The sequence below is a fragment of the Kluyvera sp. 142486 genome, from assembly GCF_046569695.1.
In the GTDB taxonomy this organism is placed as follows: Bacteria; Pseudomonadota; Gammaproteobacteria; order Enterobacterales; family Enterobacteriaceae; genus Kluyvera.
The window spans coordinates 314,536-328,630 of sequence record NZ_JBKHUI010000002.1; the positions used below are offsets into that span (position 1 = coordinate 314,536).

12 protein-coding genes are annotated in these 14,095 nt (G+C 51.6%); 3 read left to right on the forward strand and 9 right to left on the reverse strand.

Features of this window, described 5'->3' with window-relative positions; genetic code table 11:
• Positions 1-18 precede the first annotated feature (18 nt).
• From ACLGE8_RS03710 to ACLGE8_RS03750, 9 genes are all read right to left on the reverse strand, one after another.
• A complete protein-coding gene (locus tag ACLGE8_RS03710; protein ID WP_008783823.1) occupies positions 19-240 on the reverse strand; it encodes a DUF987 domain-containing protein in 222 nt (73 codons plus the stop codon).
• An 8-nt stretch (positions 241-248) separates the two neighbouring features.
• Positions 249-725, reverse strand: coding sequence for a JAB domain-containing protein (locus tag ACLGE8_RS03715; RefSeq protein WP_410996536.1), 477 nt, complete (start codon positions 723-725; stop codon positions 249-251).
• A 15-nt stretch (positions 726-740) separates the two neighbouring features.
• Positions 741-1,202, reverse strand: a complete 462-nt coding sequence (locus tag ACLGE8_RS03720; protein ID WP_410996538.1) for an antirestriction protein — start codon at positions 1,200-1,202, stop codon at positions 741-743.
• Between the two features lie 102 nt (positions 1,203-1,304).
• On the reverse strand, positions 1,305-1,544 hold the full coding sequence (locus tag ACLGE8_RS03725; RefSeq protein ID WP_410996540.1) for a DUF905 domain-containing protein: 240 nt from the start codon (positions 1,542-1,544) through the stop codon (positions 1,305-1,307).
• A 92-nt stretch (positions 1,545-1,636) separates the two neighbouring features.
• Positions 1,637-4,789 (reverse strand): AIDA repeat-containing protein, encoded by a 3,153-nt coding sequence (locus tag ACLGE8_RS03730; protein WP_410996633.1) that lies wholly within the window; start codon positions 4,787-4,789, stop codon positions 1,637-1,639.
• 70 nt (positions 4,790-4,859) lie between these two features.
• Positions 4,860-5,543, reverse strand: a complete 684-nt coding sequence (locus ACLGE8_RS03735) for a helix-turn-helix transcriptional regulator (protein WP_410996542.1) — start codon at positions 5,541-5,543, stop codon at positions 4,860-4,862.
• A gap of 226 nt (positions 5,544-5,769) precedes the next feature.
• Positions 5,770-6,597 (reverse strand): DUF932 domain-containing protein, encoded by an 828-nt coding sequence (locus ACLGE8_RS03740; protein ID WP_410996544.1) that lies wholly within the window; start codon positions 6,595-6,597, stop codon positions 5,770-5,772.
• Positions 6,598-6,685: 88 nt separating this feature from the next.
• The gene (locus tag ACLGE8_RS03745) at positions 6,686-7,549 is read right to left on the reverse strand and encodes a GTPase family protein (protein ID WP_410996545.1); all 864 of its coding nucleotides are present in this window, start codon (positions 7,547-7,549) and stop codon (positions 6,686-6,688) included.
• 91 nt (positions 7,550-7,640) lie between these two features.
• A complete protein-coding gene (locus ACLGE8_RS03750; protein ID WP_410996546.1) occupies positions 7,641-8,546 on the reverse strand; it encodes a hypothetical protein in 906 nt (301 codons plus the stop codon).
• A 401-nt stretch (positions 8,547-8,947) separates the two neighbouring features.
• On the opposite strand from ACLGE8_RS03750, the gene ACLGE8_RS03755 reads away from it, so the two are divergent.
• The 3 genes from ACLGE8_RS03755 to ACLGE8_RS03765 all read left to right on the forward strand — a co-directional run bounded on the left by ACLGE8_RS03755 (position 8,948) and on the right by ACLGE8_RS03765 (position 14,003).
• Positions 8,948-9,154: a helix-turn-helix transcriptional regulator gene (locus ACLGE8_RS03755; RefSeq protein ID WP_410996548.1), complete on the forward strand. Its 207-nt coding sequence runs from the start codon at positions 8,948-8,950 to the stop codon at positions 9,152-9,154.
• Between the two features lie 452 nt (positions 9,155-9,606).
• Entirely contained in the window at positions 9,607-10,218 is a 612-nt protein-coding gene (locus ACLGE8_RS03760; protein ID WP_410996550.1) for an inovirus Gp2 family protein, read from the forward strand.
• 272 nt (positions 10,219-10,490) lie between these two features.
• Positions 10,491-14,003 carry a DUF4020 domain-containing protein gene (locus ACLGE8_RS03765; protein ID WP_410996552.1) on the forward strand — a complete coding sequence of 1,171 codons (3,513 nt, stop codon included), beginning with the start codon at positions 10,491-10,493 and terminating at the stop codon, positions 14,001-14,003.
• Positions 14,004-14,095: the final 92 nt, after the last annotated feature.

Genomic DNA, 14,095 nt, shown 5'->3' on the forward strand with positions numbered 1-14,095 from the left:
TTATAACCTCCTTTATTGTCAGTTCAGGGTAATACTCATCAGGCAGGCATACGGTCCGTTGCGGTCCTGGCGACGTTCTGCGTATACCGCCAGCACGCCGGGAATGTCAGGAACTACCTGACCGGTGTAATGACAGACACTGCCGCGCCACTGGTATCTGCCGGTGCAGTAGCGAAAAATACGGGAGGCCGGATGTTGACGGTAAATCGTCATCGCCCGGCGTTTACTGATAATTTTCATGTCATACCTCAAAGCAAACCGTGTTCAGCGAATGAATAGATTTGCCTGCCACCGACAATCAGATGGTCAGGGACGCGGATATCAACCAACTGAAGTACCTGAACCAGTCGCTGCGTAAGGGCTTTGTCAGCCTGGCTGGGCGTCGTCTCGCCGGAAGGATGGTTATGCGTCAGTATTACCGCCGCCGCGTTGAAATACAGGGCGCGCTTGACCACCTCACGGGGATGGACCTCGGTGCGGTTAATCGTGCCGCTAAAGAGCGTCTCATGGGCGATAAGCTGGTTTTGGTTATCCAGATACATTACCCGGAACTCTTCCCGTTCAAGTGTGGCCATATGCAGCCGCAACCACTCCCGGACGGCATGAGTGGAGGTGAAGGCTACCCCAGGCTCATGCAGGTGCCGGTCCAGAGCCCTGAGAGCACGCTGGATGAGGCGCCGGTCCTGTGGCGTTATCTCGCCAGGTAAAAAGGAAAGTTGTTTCATTCGTTGTTCCTCCGGTCAGTCGATGATGCGCAGAATGGCGTGGGCCTCTGGATGCTGCAGGGCATAGTCCCTCAGGCGGTAATAGTGCACGGTCATTGCGTCACACTCTGTACGGCAGGCGTGATGGCTGTATTCAATCAGGCAGACAGCGATACCGGCGGCTTCCGCGCTCATTTGCGCATCATTGCCGTTCATGCTGTTGAGCAGATGCCATTTATCGTCACTGTCAGCATCGGGAGCCATAAACGCGCCGCCATTGCTGAGCGTGTAAAAGGACCAGATGCCACCGTTGTACTCATCACAGAAGCGGTCCATCCCGGCGAAAATACGGGGTTCCAGCGTTATCCACTGCGGGATAGTGCCAAAGTGCTGCGGCCAGAAATCGAGACGCTGTTCGTCGGGTACCTGCGTTACGGTCAGTTCAAATTCAGATCCGTTAGCAGCAGATGCGAGGTTGTTTTGTGTCGCTATTGTCACGGGTATGTCTCCGTTAATAAAAAACGCCAGCGGCGATGGCTGGCGTATGAGGTAATAAAGCGTGTTCGGGAAGGTGAAATGTTGCTGGTAAATGATTCGGCGTCAGCGGGGGAAGGTGTCAGTGCAGATGCCTGACCTGCGGATATAGTGGTTAAGACCTTCACCGGCATCCGGTTCAAAATTCCATGCCCGCCAGACCATGCAGCCATCATCGTCACGTACAACCAGACAAAAATGCGTGTTCTGGTCATCTTCGATGGTGACGTTGTGGTTCCGACTGATAATGGCTTCGGCCTGCTGCCGGGTGAACGGCCCCGGTGGCAGTAAGTGAGATTCAGGCATGACGCGCTCCTTAAATGCAAAAAGCCCCTGCTGGCTGAGCAACAGGGGCTGTGAGAACTGCTGATACCACTCAAGTCAGAGTGGCCGGATTATCAGAAGGCGACGTTCAGTGTAGCCTGACCGTTGTAACCGTCAGCACTGTTGCCGCTGACGCTGCGGGTATAGCCTCCCTGTACACCCAGCGTCACGTTCTGGCGGACACGCGCTTCAATACCTGCCTGCAGGTCAAGCGAGGTGCCATCCTGAGACGGGGTGAAGCTGACATTGCTGCCTGCAGCCGCCGTGCCCATGCTCATATCGCCGTCTGAACTGAAGGTACGGATGACCGACGGACGCACCCACCAGTTCACCGGCAGCTCGCTTGCGCTGCGCTTGATGCTGTCAGCAAACCCTGCGACTGCAGAGGTGCCCTGGCCGAAGTCCATTTCAGACGAACTGCCGAAACGAATACCAACGCGGACATGTTGCGCACTGCCGTCACCAAAGTTCACGTAACCGCCGTTGTCATGCCCGTTATCCAGAGACAGTCTCTGCCAGACGTACTGCAGCTGTGGCTCCAGCACCAGTCCCTGACTGATGTTAAACGGCAGACCGGTTTCCACAGAGGCCAGCCAGCCGGTGCCGTCAGTTTCAAAACGGTTATCCGCAGAGCTGGCCTTCAGGCTGTGACGGGAGCCCTGTGCCACTACATCGGCCCACAGCCCGCTGGTATCATGAACTGCCGTCAGATACCCGCCGAGGCTGTACACGGTGTCGCGCACACTGCCTGCCGCAGAGCGGTCATCGTTTTTCACATCCACCAGCGACTGGCCTGCCGCGCCATACAGGCCACTGGTCAGGGAAAGCGAGCCGTTATCACGCTTCAGCAGGTCTCCGCCGAGCTGGATGAAGCCGTAGCTGCCGCTGCTTTCCGGAGTGTCGCCCCGGGCAATACCTCCGTTACCGTCATGCCCGGTATGCCCGCCCTGAATACGCCCCCAGAGCCCCTGGTCGTTCACCGCACTGCTGCGCTGGCTATATGTTCCGGCCAGCGCCCGGTCGTAATCCATGCTCTGCGCAAACAAAGAGGCGTACAGTGCCACTTCGGCACGGTAGCCCGCTTCACTGGACAGATACCAGTTTTCATCGGCACTGCCGTGGCTCAGAGTGTAGTTGTACGCCCCGGCCTGCAGTTTGCGGCCCAGCGCAAAGGCTCCGGCTTCGGTGGTGGCTCCATTAATCGCCTCCACCACTTTGATACCGCTGCCGGTTGTCGCCAGCCCCAGCCCGGCATCACCGGTATTGGTGAAGTTCAGCCAGGTTTTACCGGTTGCCTGCCCGCCGTCAATGACCAGCATATCGGTCGGGAAGGCCGGGTCATCAAGACGAATAGACAGGTTAAGGGTGCCGTTGCGGCCCGTCAGATTCTTGACCGTCAGCGTTTCAGGGACAAACGAACCGTTTGCCGGTGCAGGCGAAAAGCTGATGGTTCCGGCGTTATCCAGGTTATCAAGCACCGATTTCACCGCTGCACCGCGCTGAATATTCCAGCTTGCACCGCTGTCGAGTGAGACGTCAGTCGGGTCAATCGCCCCGTTCATCACGGAGTTGCCGGTCAGGCGGACCTGCGTACCGGACTGCGCAATGATATCGCTGTTGATAATGGCATTGTTCAGCGCCAGCGTACCCTGATTCAGGTTTACCTGTGACTGGGACAGTGTGCCGTTGCTGACCGTCAGGATGCCGTCACCGTCCTTGAGTAGCTGCCCGTCACCGCTTACCGAACCGCTGATGACCGCGTTCTGACCGTTACCCGTGCTGAAGTGCAGTTGTCCGCTGTTGGTGGCGTCCCCCGTCAGCGATGCACCGTCGCCAAATGAGGTGGTGCCGGTGAGCGTTCCGCCCTGTGCCACTTTCAGCGTGCTGCCTGCCCCGATGGTGGTGTTATCCGCACTGCCATTACCCAGTACCGTGAACTGACTGCCATTATCAAGACGCAGGTTACTGGCTTTACCAGTTGCACCGTCAATGCCGAATGCGCCAGAGGTGTTTGTGCCGCTGACCGTTGCGCCGGTATCGGCAATCAGTACACCCCCGTCATGCATCACGATGTTCTGCGCCTTACCGCCGGAGGAGACTGCCAGAATACCGCCCTGATTAACCGTAGTGGTATCGGCGCTGCCGTTACCCAGCACATCAAGACGCCCGCCGTTTTCCAGCAGCACGTTAGTGGCACTGGCAGTCGCGGCATCGACGCTGAAGTTACCCAAACTGTTGGTCCCGGACACGGTGGCACTGGTGTTCGTCACCAGTGCGCCCCCGGCATTCTGGGTAACGTTCGTGGCATTGCCTCCGGCACTCACCTGCAGTTTGCCGTCTGTGTTGACCGTGGTGTTGTCCGCTGTCGCACCGCTTTTCACCACCTGCCAGCCGCCTGCATTGATTACCGTATCAGTTGCGGATGCACCGGCATGCACGTACTGATTACCGCCATCCAGGCGGGTATGGGTTGCCGAACCGTGCACACTCTGGTCGCCACCCGCTTTTATCACTGTGCCGGTGGCAAGCCCACCAGCGGCAATAATCTGACGACCATTCGCACTGATGGTGGTATCGGTGGCGGTGCCAGATACAAACATTCCGTCACTGTTTTCCGCATCCGGGCCACCCTGTGCACCGGTGTTGACCACGGTACCGGTCGCCTGCGCCCCGGCCTTGACCAGCTGATATCCACCTTCATTAATGACGGTACCTGCTACGCTGCCACCACTGTGTACCCACTGCGCCCCGCCATTGAGTACCGTATCTGATGCCTGACCATGTACGCTCTGACCGCCGCCGCTGTTGACGGTGGTGTCCGTGGCGCTGCCGCCTGCCAGTACACCCTGCAGACCATTACCGTTAATGGTCGTCTGGTTTGCCATACCCCCGGCCTGAACAAACTGACCACCGCTGTTGGCCTCGTCGTCATCGCCGTATTCCTGACCGGTGCTGATGACCGTGTTGTTTGCCGTACCGGATACCAGCTGGGTGTCATGGTTGCTGATAACAGTGTTGCTCGCCACGTCTCCGGCAGCGACAGTGCTGATATTACCCGGTGCATCGCCGGCCAGTGCGGCAGGACTTGCCACCAGTCCGGCAACTGCCAGCGCCAGAACGGCAGTGCTGCGCTTTCCTTTTGCTTTTGCCAGCTCTGAGACAATAACAAATGCTCCCAGAACCTCGCTCCATACCAGCCGGTAGCTGGTGTTCAGGTTTCGCTTCATCATTAGTACCTTGTTGTGTGTAAATAATAAAAAGGTCTGCATCCGCCTAGCGGATGCAGACCGGTAAAACTCAGGGTGAAGACAGACTGTTGAGCGACTGCAGGACGACATTAAAGTGCGGCAGTGCCCGGATAAAACGTAAATCCTCCGTCAGACGGTAAAGGCGCTCGTTGCGTCTGAAGCTCTCCATAAGGGGCTGCACAAGATGAATATCACTGAGCGCAAATACCGCCGGATGGTTGTTGTGCTCCGCAATCAGGTACCAGTGGCCCTGCTGCACAATCAACCGGTAAGGGGCCAGTCTTTCGCAACGTTTTCCGTCAGCCAGCAGCGTGACGCGCTGGCAGGTGGTAATAGCCTGTATCAGCCGGTAAAAGGACAGTGGGGTCGCGGGTGAGCCTACAGAAACGGCATCCCCGGTCAGGCAGGGTGCACCCTCGCAGTTCAGCAGCAGGCTCACCAGCCGACGGTCCAGCCCCGGAAAGAGACCGGCGATGCCGGTACGGTGGGCAAAGCTCAGGACGTCCAGCTCGCCCTGCGGCCCGGCCCCTGTCCGCAGGCGATAGCAGCCCTGATGACATTCGAGGTCCAGATAAATCAGCCGCTCACGAAAATCCCGGTAAAGGGTGCGAACTGACACATCAAACTCGGTTGAGAGCTTTTGCATGTCCAGCGTTTCACCCGCCACGAGGCGGCTGATAATCAGCGACAGCCTGACCGCCAGTCTGTCGTAGCGGCGCTCTGCCAGTGGCATGATGGATTCTCCGTGCAGGTTAACCGGTTGAAAGGCATGCGATTCTAAAGGAGGGGGTTGACAGGATATGTCTGCGGGAGCGGCTATTTTGAGGAAGGCCTGAAGCCTGTATCTGTCAGGCCTGCGCCATTTTCCGGTGAATTAACCGGCAAACATCCCCGCCAGAAATGACAGGAAGTGTCATTTATTAACATTGCCGTAACGTTATTTAATGCAAAGTGTGAACTCACGCAGGGAGGAGACCACTGAGCATTGCTTCCGCCATCACCCACAGTGCCCGGTTAAGCTTCACATCACCGTCTATGCCGCGTACCGCACGGGTATGCGTGCGCCCGCCTTTTGCGCTACGACCACTGAGCCCACCCTTAATCAGGTTCTCCTGAATTCGCTGATAAGTGGTCCACAGGTCATTACTTTCATCCTGCCAGCGCCGGGGGGAGAGTACCAGTGACGGCGCAACCGGCTGGTGGTCCTCCCCAAAGCGGTACGTCAGCGCGGCTTTTGCCAGTGCCTGCTGCGCAGGTGGCGGTAAGAGCAACGACTGCATGGCATCCCGCTTTTCTTCCACACGGTCAAAAATCCCCAGCACCTCATAGGCCCCCTCAATCACCTGACTCACCACATCCCCCTTGTGTGGCACCCTTACCTCGCCAAACGACTCACCGCAGACAAGACCGTTTTGACACACAGCCCTGAACAGGCCAGGCAACATCTGGTACGAGCTGGTGCCATCATGGGAGTTGAGGAGGATAATTTCCGGCACCTGCTTACCGGTAATTTGCCCCTCCCGACGCAGGCGCAGCATGTGCTTCGTATGTTCACGACGACCAGGGTCACGCACGCGGGTCTGGCAGGCAAAGAATGGCCGGAAGCCTTCCCGCTGCAGGCTGTCCAGCAAAGAGATGGTGGGTATATATGTGTATCTTTCACTACGGGATTCGTGTTTGTCCTCGCTGAATACGCTGGGCACCACGTGAAACAGCTCCTCACGAGTTAACGGGCGGTCACGACGGATAAGGTTTGCAGCGCCAAAGCGCGAAGCCAGACGGGTCATAAGCAGACTCCTAATAACGGGAAATAATAAATGAAAGCCCCGTCGCACAGGCGTCGGGGCTCAGGAAAGAATTAGCCGAATTAAATACTCAGAAGAAGAAATTCCAGACGCTACGGGCAACCGACACCACTGTATCGCGTACCGCCCTGATAACTGCCCGCACCGGAGCCGGTATCAACGGCAGGGCACTCACCGTATCCAGCGCCGCCCCGACGGTTTCACCAAAATCGTCACGCGCTTTTTCATGGACTGCTGCTGTGCGAAAGGGAGCCTGCAGTTGTGCCACCACGGGACTGCTGGCCTCGCGAGGAAGGCACTTAATCATTCGTTCAGCCATCACCCGCAGTCCCCACTGCAGCCGGACCGACACCGCACACACGGGATGCACGGGCTGAAACAGTTCATGCAACAGACAGCTTTTGCGACTGATATTCTGCTTCTGCTCCATGGACAACTGCCCCCCACCACTGGTGGGTTCGGCCTTGTCCGACTGGCTGATAACAAACAGTACTTTATGCCGGTATGCTTCACCAATCACCTGACGGTAAAAGAGTTCATCCACCGCCAGCGCCCGGTCATCGGCCTTAATCAGCCACAATACCAGATCAAGCCGGGGAAGTTGGTTGCGATACAACGCAGTATATTCAGCATCGCGAATGCTACTTTCCCCCACGCCAGGCAGGTCAACTATCGTCATGGCTCGTTCACCGAGTTGCAGATGCAGGTGAAGGGGCGCACGGGTGCAGGCAGCGACATCACTGACCGGTGATACCTCACCAGCAAACAGGGCATTACACAGACTGCTTTTCCCTGAGCCGGTTTTTCCCATAATACCTATTACCGGCCTGTATTCTGATATCTGTCGTATCTGTTGCATTAAGCGCTCAGTCACCCATTCAGGTAATCCTGATATGGGCTTAAGCAACGAGGAATAACCACTTTCAGTATTCATACCATCATCCCGAATTGATAATAAAAAAGCAGTCTGAAAGAGACTGCTTTGCCATGTGATTCATCAGGATAATATCTATCTGAAATAATATTTAGTGTGGATTTGTTTTTTGCTTCCATGCCAAGTTTATCGCATACTCAATGACTCTGGCATTTGAAATTCCTTCACGGGTACAGATATCCCGTATTTTGTCATGCGTTTCCTGTGATACCGTCACGTTAAGGACTTTATTATTACCTGTGCGTTTCTTTTCTCTGCTTTTTTGCGTACTCAATGCACTTTTGAATTTTTTAACAAACAAATCTTTTTCTGCCTGACCAATCATCAGGTTTTCTCGCCAGAGAAAATAGGATGCATAACAGTAAGCAATTTTCTCATCAGTACTTTCAGCATGCCGGTACCATTGCAGTGCAACACTATTATCCTGCAGGTATTTCAGTAACCACTCAACAGTGACACCTGTTTTTCCGTTGACATCAGAAAATAGGTTATCCTTTGTAATTAACTCAACCCATTCTTTATGCCAGTTCAGTATAACGTCTCTGGTTGGCCCAACGGGAATTGTTTTAATTATTTTCTCTTTCAGGAACTGCATCCTGGCCTCATGCGTCGGAGGAAGATTAAACCCGTAAACAGACGGTTCCTTCAAAAGCGAATTCTCACTCTGACCAGGAAGAGGTCCGGTATCAAAGGTAAAACCTATCTCAGTTTTATCTACTTTACATAGTAACCAGTAACTTGCGCGAGGATCTTCTGTGAACCACTCCAGCTCCTCTTCGGAAGGGATCGCCTTTTTAGCCTCAACCCGGATATTGTTAATGAGAGTATCTACAACTGCCTCAGTGACATTATTATTTTTCAACAAAAACGCCCGAACTTTTCTTTCATAATTGCGGATATTTGTTTCTGATGATTCAGGAGTGATGTCTGCTCCTCTCTCCTTCAATTTGAAGTATAAGTAAAGAATTGCATTCCTCTCATCGCTAAATCCGTTCATACAGCACCCCCTGTCACTATGTGATTTTATGTCCAAAAATTTCATTTTTAGTTCATAAACTCAATGTGTTGTTGTTGATAACGTGTATACGGTCACGGAAATGGCATTCCTGTTGCTCTGGGTAAGAGTCTCAACAGGCGAAGAGCGGATGATTTCTATCCGGGCATGAGTGTCAGTAAATTATAAAAAGTACAGATAAATAGCAAGGAGTTCATATCCTAATCCCGGGGATGACAACAACGATACTGCTATTGCATACGTATAGAGGCATTACCTTAAATTCATTCTTTCCTTAAACCGCACATTTTATTTTTTACATGACAACCGGTTGTTATGCCAGAACGGAAAGTCAATTGCAGACTACAACTCTGGCCTCACCCATAGCAACCGGAGAATCTAGCATGACAACTGAAAAACTATTAACTGAAGATAAATTGGTGGATATGACCTTTATTACCACACTAACTGGGTTGACAGATAAATGGTTCTATAAACTCATTAAAGACGGTGCTTTTCCAAAGCCTATTAAGCTAGGACGAAGTTCTCGTTGGTTACAGAGTGAAGTTGAAAAATGGTTAAGGGAACGAATTAACGCCTCTAGAAGCTAAAATGAAAAAAACATCGTCACACATACCCTCCCGATGATTTAAAGGAACCAACAAAACCTCTTAAGAACTAATGTCATTATATGATACACAACTAACTTCGGAGTAATAAAAAATAAAATTAGCAAACGGAGTCACCTCCTGTACAGGCTATCAACAAACTAATATTGCCGGATTGTTAATATATATTTACCAGAATGCTAATTAATACAATGTTACATACCCTACACTATGGTCATATAACTCTATTACCAGGAGGCTATACATTCATAACAGGCACCCTGTATACCCACACTCATGTAAATGCATATCCATTGCATATATACGTCTTTCTAAAATATTAGCCTCACGCACACCCATTGCTTACAAATAAAACCAATAGCATTCAGCTTAAAAATATACACTCCATCTGAAGCCCCCTCTCCTGAACGCTATTCAAACAACAGGATTATATAATGATTGATGATATTAATCTCGACCAACGTCATGCCCCGTTCAATACAAGGTATCTGCAACGGATACTTCGTGTAATAACTCAGGCCACTACGCAACACCCACGGACGATGGCTGTCCGTATCGATCTCAGACTTCCTGATAAACACTTCAACATCAGGACCGGCCTTTTATCGCGATTTATAGAATCTCTCGACGCAAAGATAGAAGCGCGATATCGAAAAAAAATAAAGCAGGGGATTCGTAGTTACCCGTGTCACTTACGTTACGCCTGGGTACGGGAGGTGGGGGAGGTGAACGAGAAGTCACATTACCATCTAGTACTCTTTGTGAACAAAGATACCTTCAATGGTCTGGGAGGATACGGGGAAGAGGGAACGGGGTTAGCCAGCCTGATACGCGAGGCCTGGCTGAGCGCTTTACAACTGAGCACATGCCCTGAATACCGAGCGCTGGTCCACATCCCGGATAATCCACTGTATTATCTGGATGTAAACGCCCAAGACTATGGTGCAGTTTACGATAAACTCACTTTTCGTCTGAGTTACTTTGCAAAAGAGCGCACCAAGTCCTATAGCCCTGATGAACGCTCATTTGGCTGCAGCCAGTCATGAGATGAAACTAGTGAGATTCAGGGGGAATTTATTATGCCAGGGTTCTATTTCTGACTGGAGCAGGATTTTAGGTTCATGGTTGTTCAGATCTCAAGCAAAACCGGAGATGGTAGAATTTATATCAATAATATTGATATTGAAAATGAGTATTTTGCCAAATTACAATTGCACATCAATGTGTGCACTTCGTGGCTTGACTCGTAAAAATCCACTAGCGATTTTAGCTTACACCAGGCTTCCTGGCTCCCCCTATCCTGGAGAAAACCTCGCGTATGGCGAAACTCGGCACAATCGATTTTGACGACTGTATTCTTGACGCTTTACGGGATGGCCGACTCGTTGTCTTCGCTGGGGCTGGCGTTTCAATGGGCTCGCCATCGAACCTCTCTAGTTTCTGGAATCTGGCATCCGACATCGCCCAAGGCACCGGATTTGTTCCCAGTGAACCGCTGGATCGGTTTCTGGGGAAACTGCAACATAGAAACGTTAACGTTCATGAACGTGCTGCGCATCTCCTCTCACCTGCAGATAGTATCCCAAACGCTCTTCATTACGACTTGTTGCGATTGTTTCGGACAGCTGATCGCGTCAGATTAGTAACCACAAATTTTGATTTACATTTCGAGGCCGCAGCCGATGAATTATGGGGAGATATTCCCGATGTTTATAAAGCCCCCGCTTTACCACGAGGTTATGATTTTTCTGGGATAGTTCACGTTCATGGTGCCCTGCCAAAAGCACAGGATTTAGTGCTAACGGACTCAGATTTTGGTCGCGCTTATCTGACTGAGGGTTGGGCTCGACAATTTCTTGTGGATGTTTTTCGCCAATATACGGTGTTATTCGTAGGCTACAGTCACAACGATGTCGTTATGAATTATCTGGCCCGTGCGCTGCCTGCGGACAGTGTTGCGGGCAGATTCGCTTTAACAGAAGAGGATGGAAGCTGGGAGCTGCTGGATATTACTCCCATTCGCTTTACGAAAGGCTCCAGCGAAGATCCATTTAGAGAACTCTATGATGGTGTCCAGCGACTCTCCGAGCGTAATATGCGGGGAGCGCTGGACTGGCAGTCACGTCTTGCTGAACTGGGTAGCCGTACTCCGCCAACAGACGAAGAAGCGATCAGTGAGGTCGAACAGGCACTGCGCGAAGTGTACACTACACGTTTTCTACTAAGCGTTGCGCGCGATCCGGAATGGCTGCGGTGGCTGGATGCGCGCAAGCATCTTGATGCACTATTTGGCAATTCTGTTCTCAATGAGCGGGATAAACTGCTTGTTCAGTGGCTGACACAACATTTTGTAATCGAGCACTCACACGAAGTTCTGGATATTGTTGCAGCGCAAAGATTGCAGATGAGTCCAGAACTCTGGTGGGCTGTTGGCCGTGAGCTCGGCATCAGTGATAAATACCTAGAAACGTCGGCGCTTAAGCGCTGGGCCTCTATCATGCTGGCAACTGCGCCCAATAATAATGCGGATCACCACGTATTTATGTGGCTGGCTGAACGATGTGCAGGCCAGGAATGTATTGAAATGACGCTGGCGATGTTCATGGCTATGAGCGAGTATCGGCTTATCGTTAAACAGAGCGTTGCATTTTCTAATGATGAGGGGCCTGAAAGCCGCCGTCTTGATGCAGAGTGTCCATTGCAAGCTGATCACTGGTCACTGAATGAAGTTTGGACGAAGCATCTGAAGCCGCATCTACCACGTATAGCTCAGTCCGTCTTATCGCGGGTTGTTCTGCGCCTGGAAATGATGCACGTTGAATTAACTGCTTGGGATAAAGCCGCGCCAGTGTGGGACCCCATCAGCTATGGGCGTTCGGCCATAGAACCGCATGAACAGGATAAGTATCCGAAGGCTATTGACGTCCTGATTGACGCCGCGCGCGATGCGCTAGAGTGGTTCGCAACAGATTGCCCTGCACTGCTAGGTGCATGGATCGAGAGTTTGGTGAGCTCGAGTATTCCGCTACTGCGTCGCCTGGCTATACACTCAATAACGGCTTATCCCGAGTGGTCACCTGAAGAGCGTCTTAAGTGGTTGCTGGGCCGTACAGGACTCCATCAAAGTACCGAACATCACGAAATCCGCCGCGCTGTAGCAATGAATTATCCAGCTGCGACAGAGCCTGCACGTAAAGCCATTGTTGATGCAATTTTAGCGCACAGTCTGGAGGAATATAATGACTGGCCTGCTGAGAAGGTAACGGCTTACTCTCACTTCGACTGGTTATCCTGGTTGCTCCAGTCAAAACCTGATTGCGAGATTGCTGGTGCAGCTTTGGCACCTATCAGGATGCAGTATCCGGAATGGTGTCCGTCTGAACATTCAGACTTCACTCACTGGATGGGATCAATAAGCTGGGTGGAATCAGAGAGTCCTTGGTCAGTCGAGCAACTTCTTTCACAAGAACCTCGTGAACAACTCGATGAATTGCTAAGTTTCAAGCGCAATGTCTTCGAAGGACCAAATCGGGGAGGTTTGTTGACTAATTGCCTGGAAGCATGCAGGCAGAACACCAGTTGGGCTTTTGCACTTGGCCACACCTTGGTCGATCAGGCTCTATGGTCATCTGATCTTTGGCCAGTGCTGATTCAGGGACTGCAGGAAAGCAAACTTTCTGCAGAAGGCTGGCAAGACTTGCTAACCTTGGTATCTAAACAGGAATTACAGTCAGCACATACTTACGACATCGCAAATCTACTATTTAGCTTAGTGAAAGATGGCGGCAAGCCATTTGCGCTGGACTTAATGGAGCAAGCTAACTCTATAGCACTACCAGTTTGGCAAGCCCTGGAAAACGACGCTCAGGACGAAAATATTACCGACTGGCTGGGCCGAGCCATCAACCACCCTGCGGGAGTTATTACAAATTTCTGGATCAATGGACTGTCGTTAATTATACGTAGTGAAGCAGGGTCCGAGCGGGTTATGTCTGACCGTTACCGCCATTGGTTTACAATGGTACTGCAAGACGCTACTTCAAAGGGAGGGATGGGACGATGTTTGCTGGCCAGTCAAACTGCATTCTTTTATGGAGTGGATGAAGCATGGACTCGCCAATACATTATTCCACTGTTCAGCGATCCAGATCAGCAGAAGTTTGTGCAGGTATGGGATGGTTTCCTTATGTGGGGACGTTTATATCCAGCTCTTATTGAAGCCTTGTTGCCAGCTTTTGTTACCGCTATACCGAGACTCACTGTCGATCTGGGCGAACGTCGCCAACGATTTGTTGAATTCTATACTTTTCTCATCGTATTCCATGTCTCAGATCCGATGCTTCAATTATTACCGACGCTGTTTCAATATGGTTCTTTGGACGACCGATTAACATTCGTATCCCATATCGGAAATATCCTGCGTCAGATGCAACAGCCAGCCAAACAGCAATTGTGGGACGGTTGGTTACGTCGCTATTGGGAGGGCCGGTTACAGGGAGTGCTCGCTGTTCTGGATGAAGCAGAGATCTGTAAAATGCTGGAGTGGCTACCTCACCTTGGAGATGTTTTCCCTAATGCAGTAGCCTTTGTGGTCCGCTGCCCTGCAATTCGAATAGAGCACAGCCATATTTTTTACGAATTGTGTGACAGTGAACTGGTAACACGATTTCCGACAGAAACAGCTGAACTGCTTATTTATCTTTCTAGCTGCACTATTGGCTACCATACGAGGGACTTATCCAAAATAGAGGCACGTCTGTCCCAAGTACCTAGCTATGTCCGTAGTAGACTCGATGAGGCATTAGCACGTGCTGGAGTGATGAACCAGTAAAATTAAAAGTTATTATTTAATGATCCATTTGCTGCCCCATCCGGGCAGCTATATCCTGGACAGAACTTAGTTTTGATGAAAGCACGCTTTTT

Bases quoted from the DNA above. Each gene is read 5' to 3' on its own strand.
- ACLGE8_RS03715 (WP_410996536.1), bottom strand. From the start codon at position 725: ATGAAACAACTTTCCTTTTTACCTGGCGAGATAACGCCACAGGACCGG.
- ACLGE8_RS03735 (WP_410996542.1), bottom strand. From the start codon at position 5,543: ATGCCACTGGCAGAGCGCCGCTACGACAGACTGGCGGTCAGGCTGTCG.
- ACLGE8_RS03750 (WP_410996546.1), bottom strand. From the start codon at position 8,546: ATGAACGGATTTAGCGATGAGAGGAATGCAATTCTTTACTTATACTTC.
- ACLGE8_RS03725 (WP_410996540.1), bottom strand. From the start codon at position 1,544: ATGCCTGAATCTCACTTACTGCCACCGGGGCCGTTCACCCGGCAGCAG.
- ACLGE8_RS03710 (WP_008783823.1), bottom strand. From the start codon at position 240: ATGAAAATTATCAGTAAACGCCGGGCGATGACGATTTACCGTCAACAT.
- ACLGE8_RS03740 (WP_410996544.1), bottom strand. From the start codon at position 6,597: ATGACCCGTCTGGCTTCGCGCTTTGGCGCTGCAAACCTTATCCGTCGT.
- ACLGE8_RS03745 (WP_410996545.1), bottom strand. From the start codon at position 7,549: ATGAATACTGAAAGTGGTTATTCCTCGTTGCTTAAGCCCATATCAGGA.
- ACLGE8_RS03755 (WP_410996548.1), top strand. From the start codon at position 8,948: ATGACAACTGAAAAACTATTAACTGAAGATAAATTGGTGGATATGACC.
- ACLGE8_RS03760 (WP_410996550.1), top strand. From the start codon at position 9,607: ATGATTGATGATATTAATCTCGACCAACGTCATGCCCCGTTCAATACA.
- ACLGE8_RS03765 (WP_410996552.1), top strand. From the start codon at position 10,491: ATGGCGAAACTCGGCACAATCGATTTTGACGACTGTATTCTTGACGCT.
- ACLGE8_RS03730 (WP_410996633.1), bottom strand. From the start codon at position 4,789: ATGAAGCGAAACCTGAACACCAGCTACCGGCTGGTATGGAGCGAGGTT.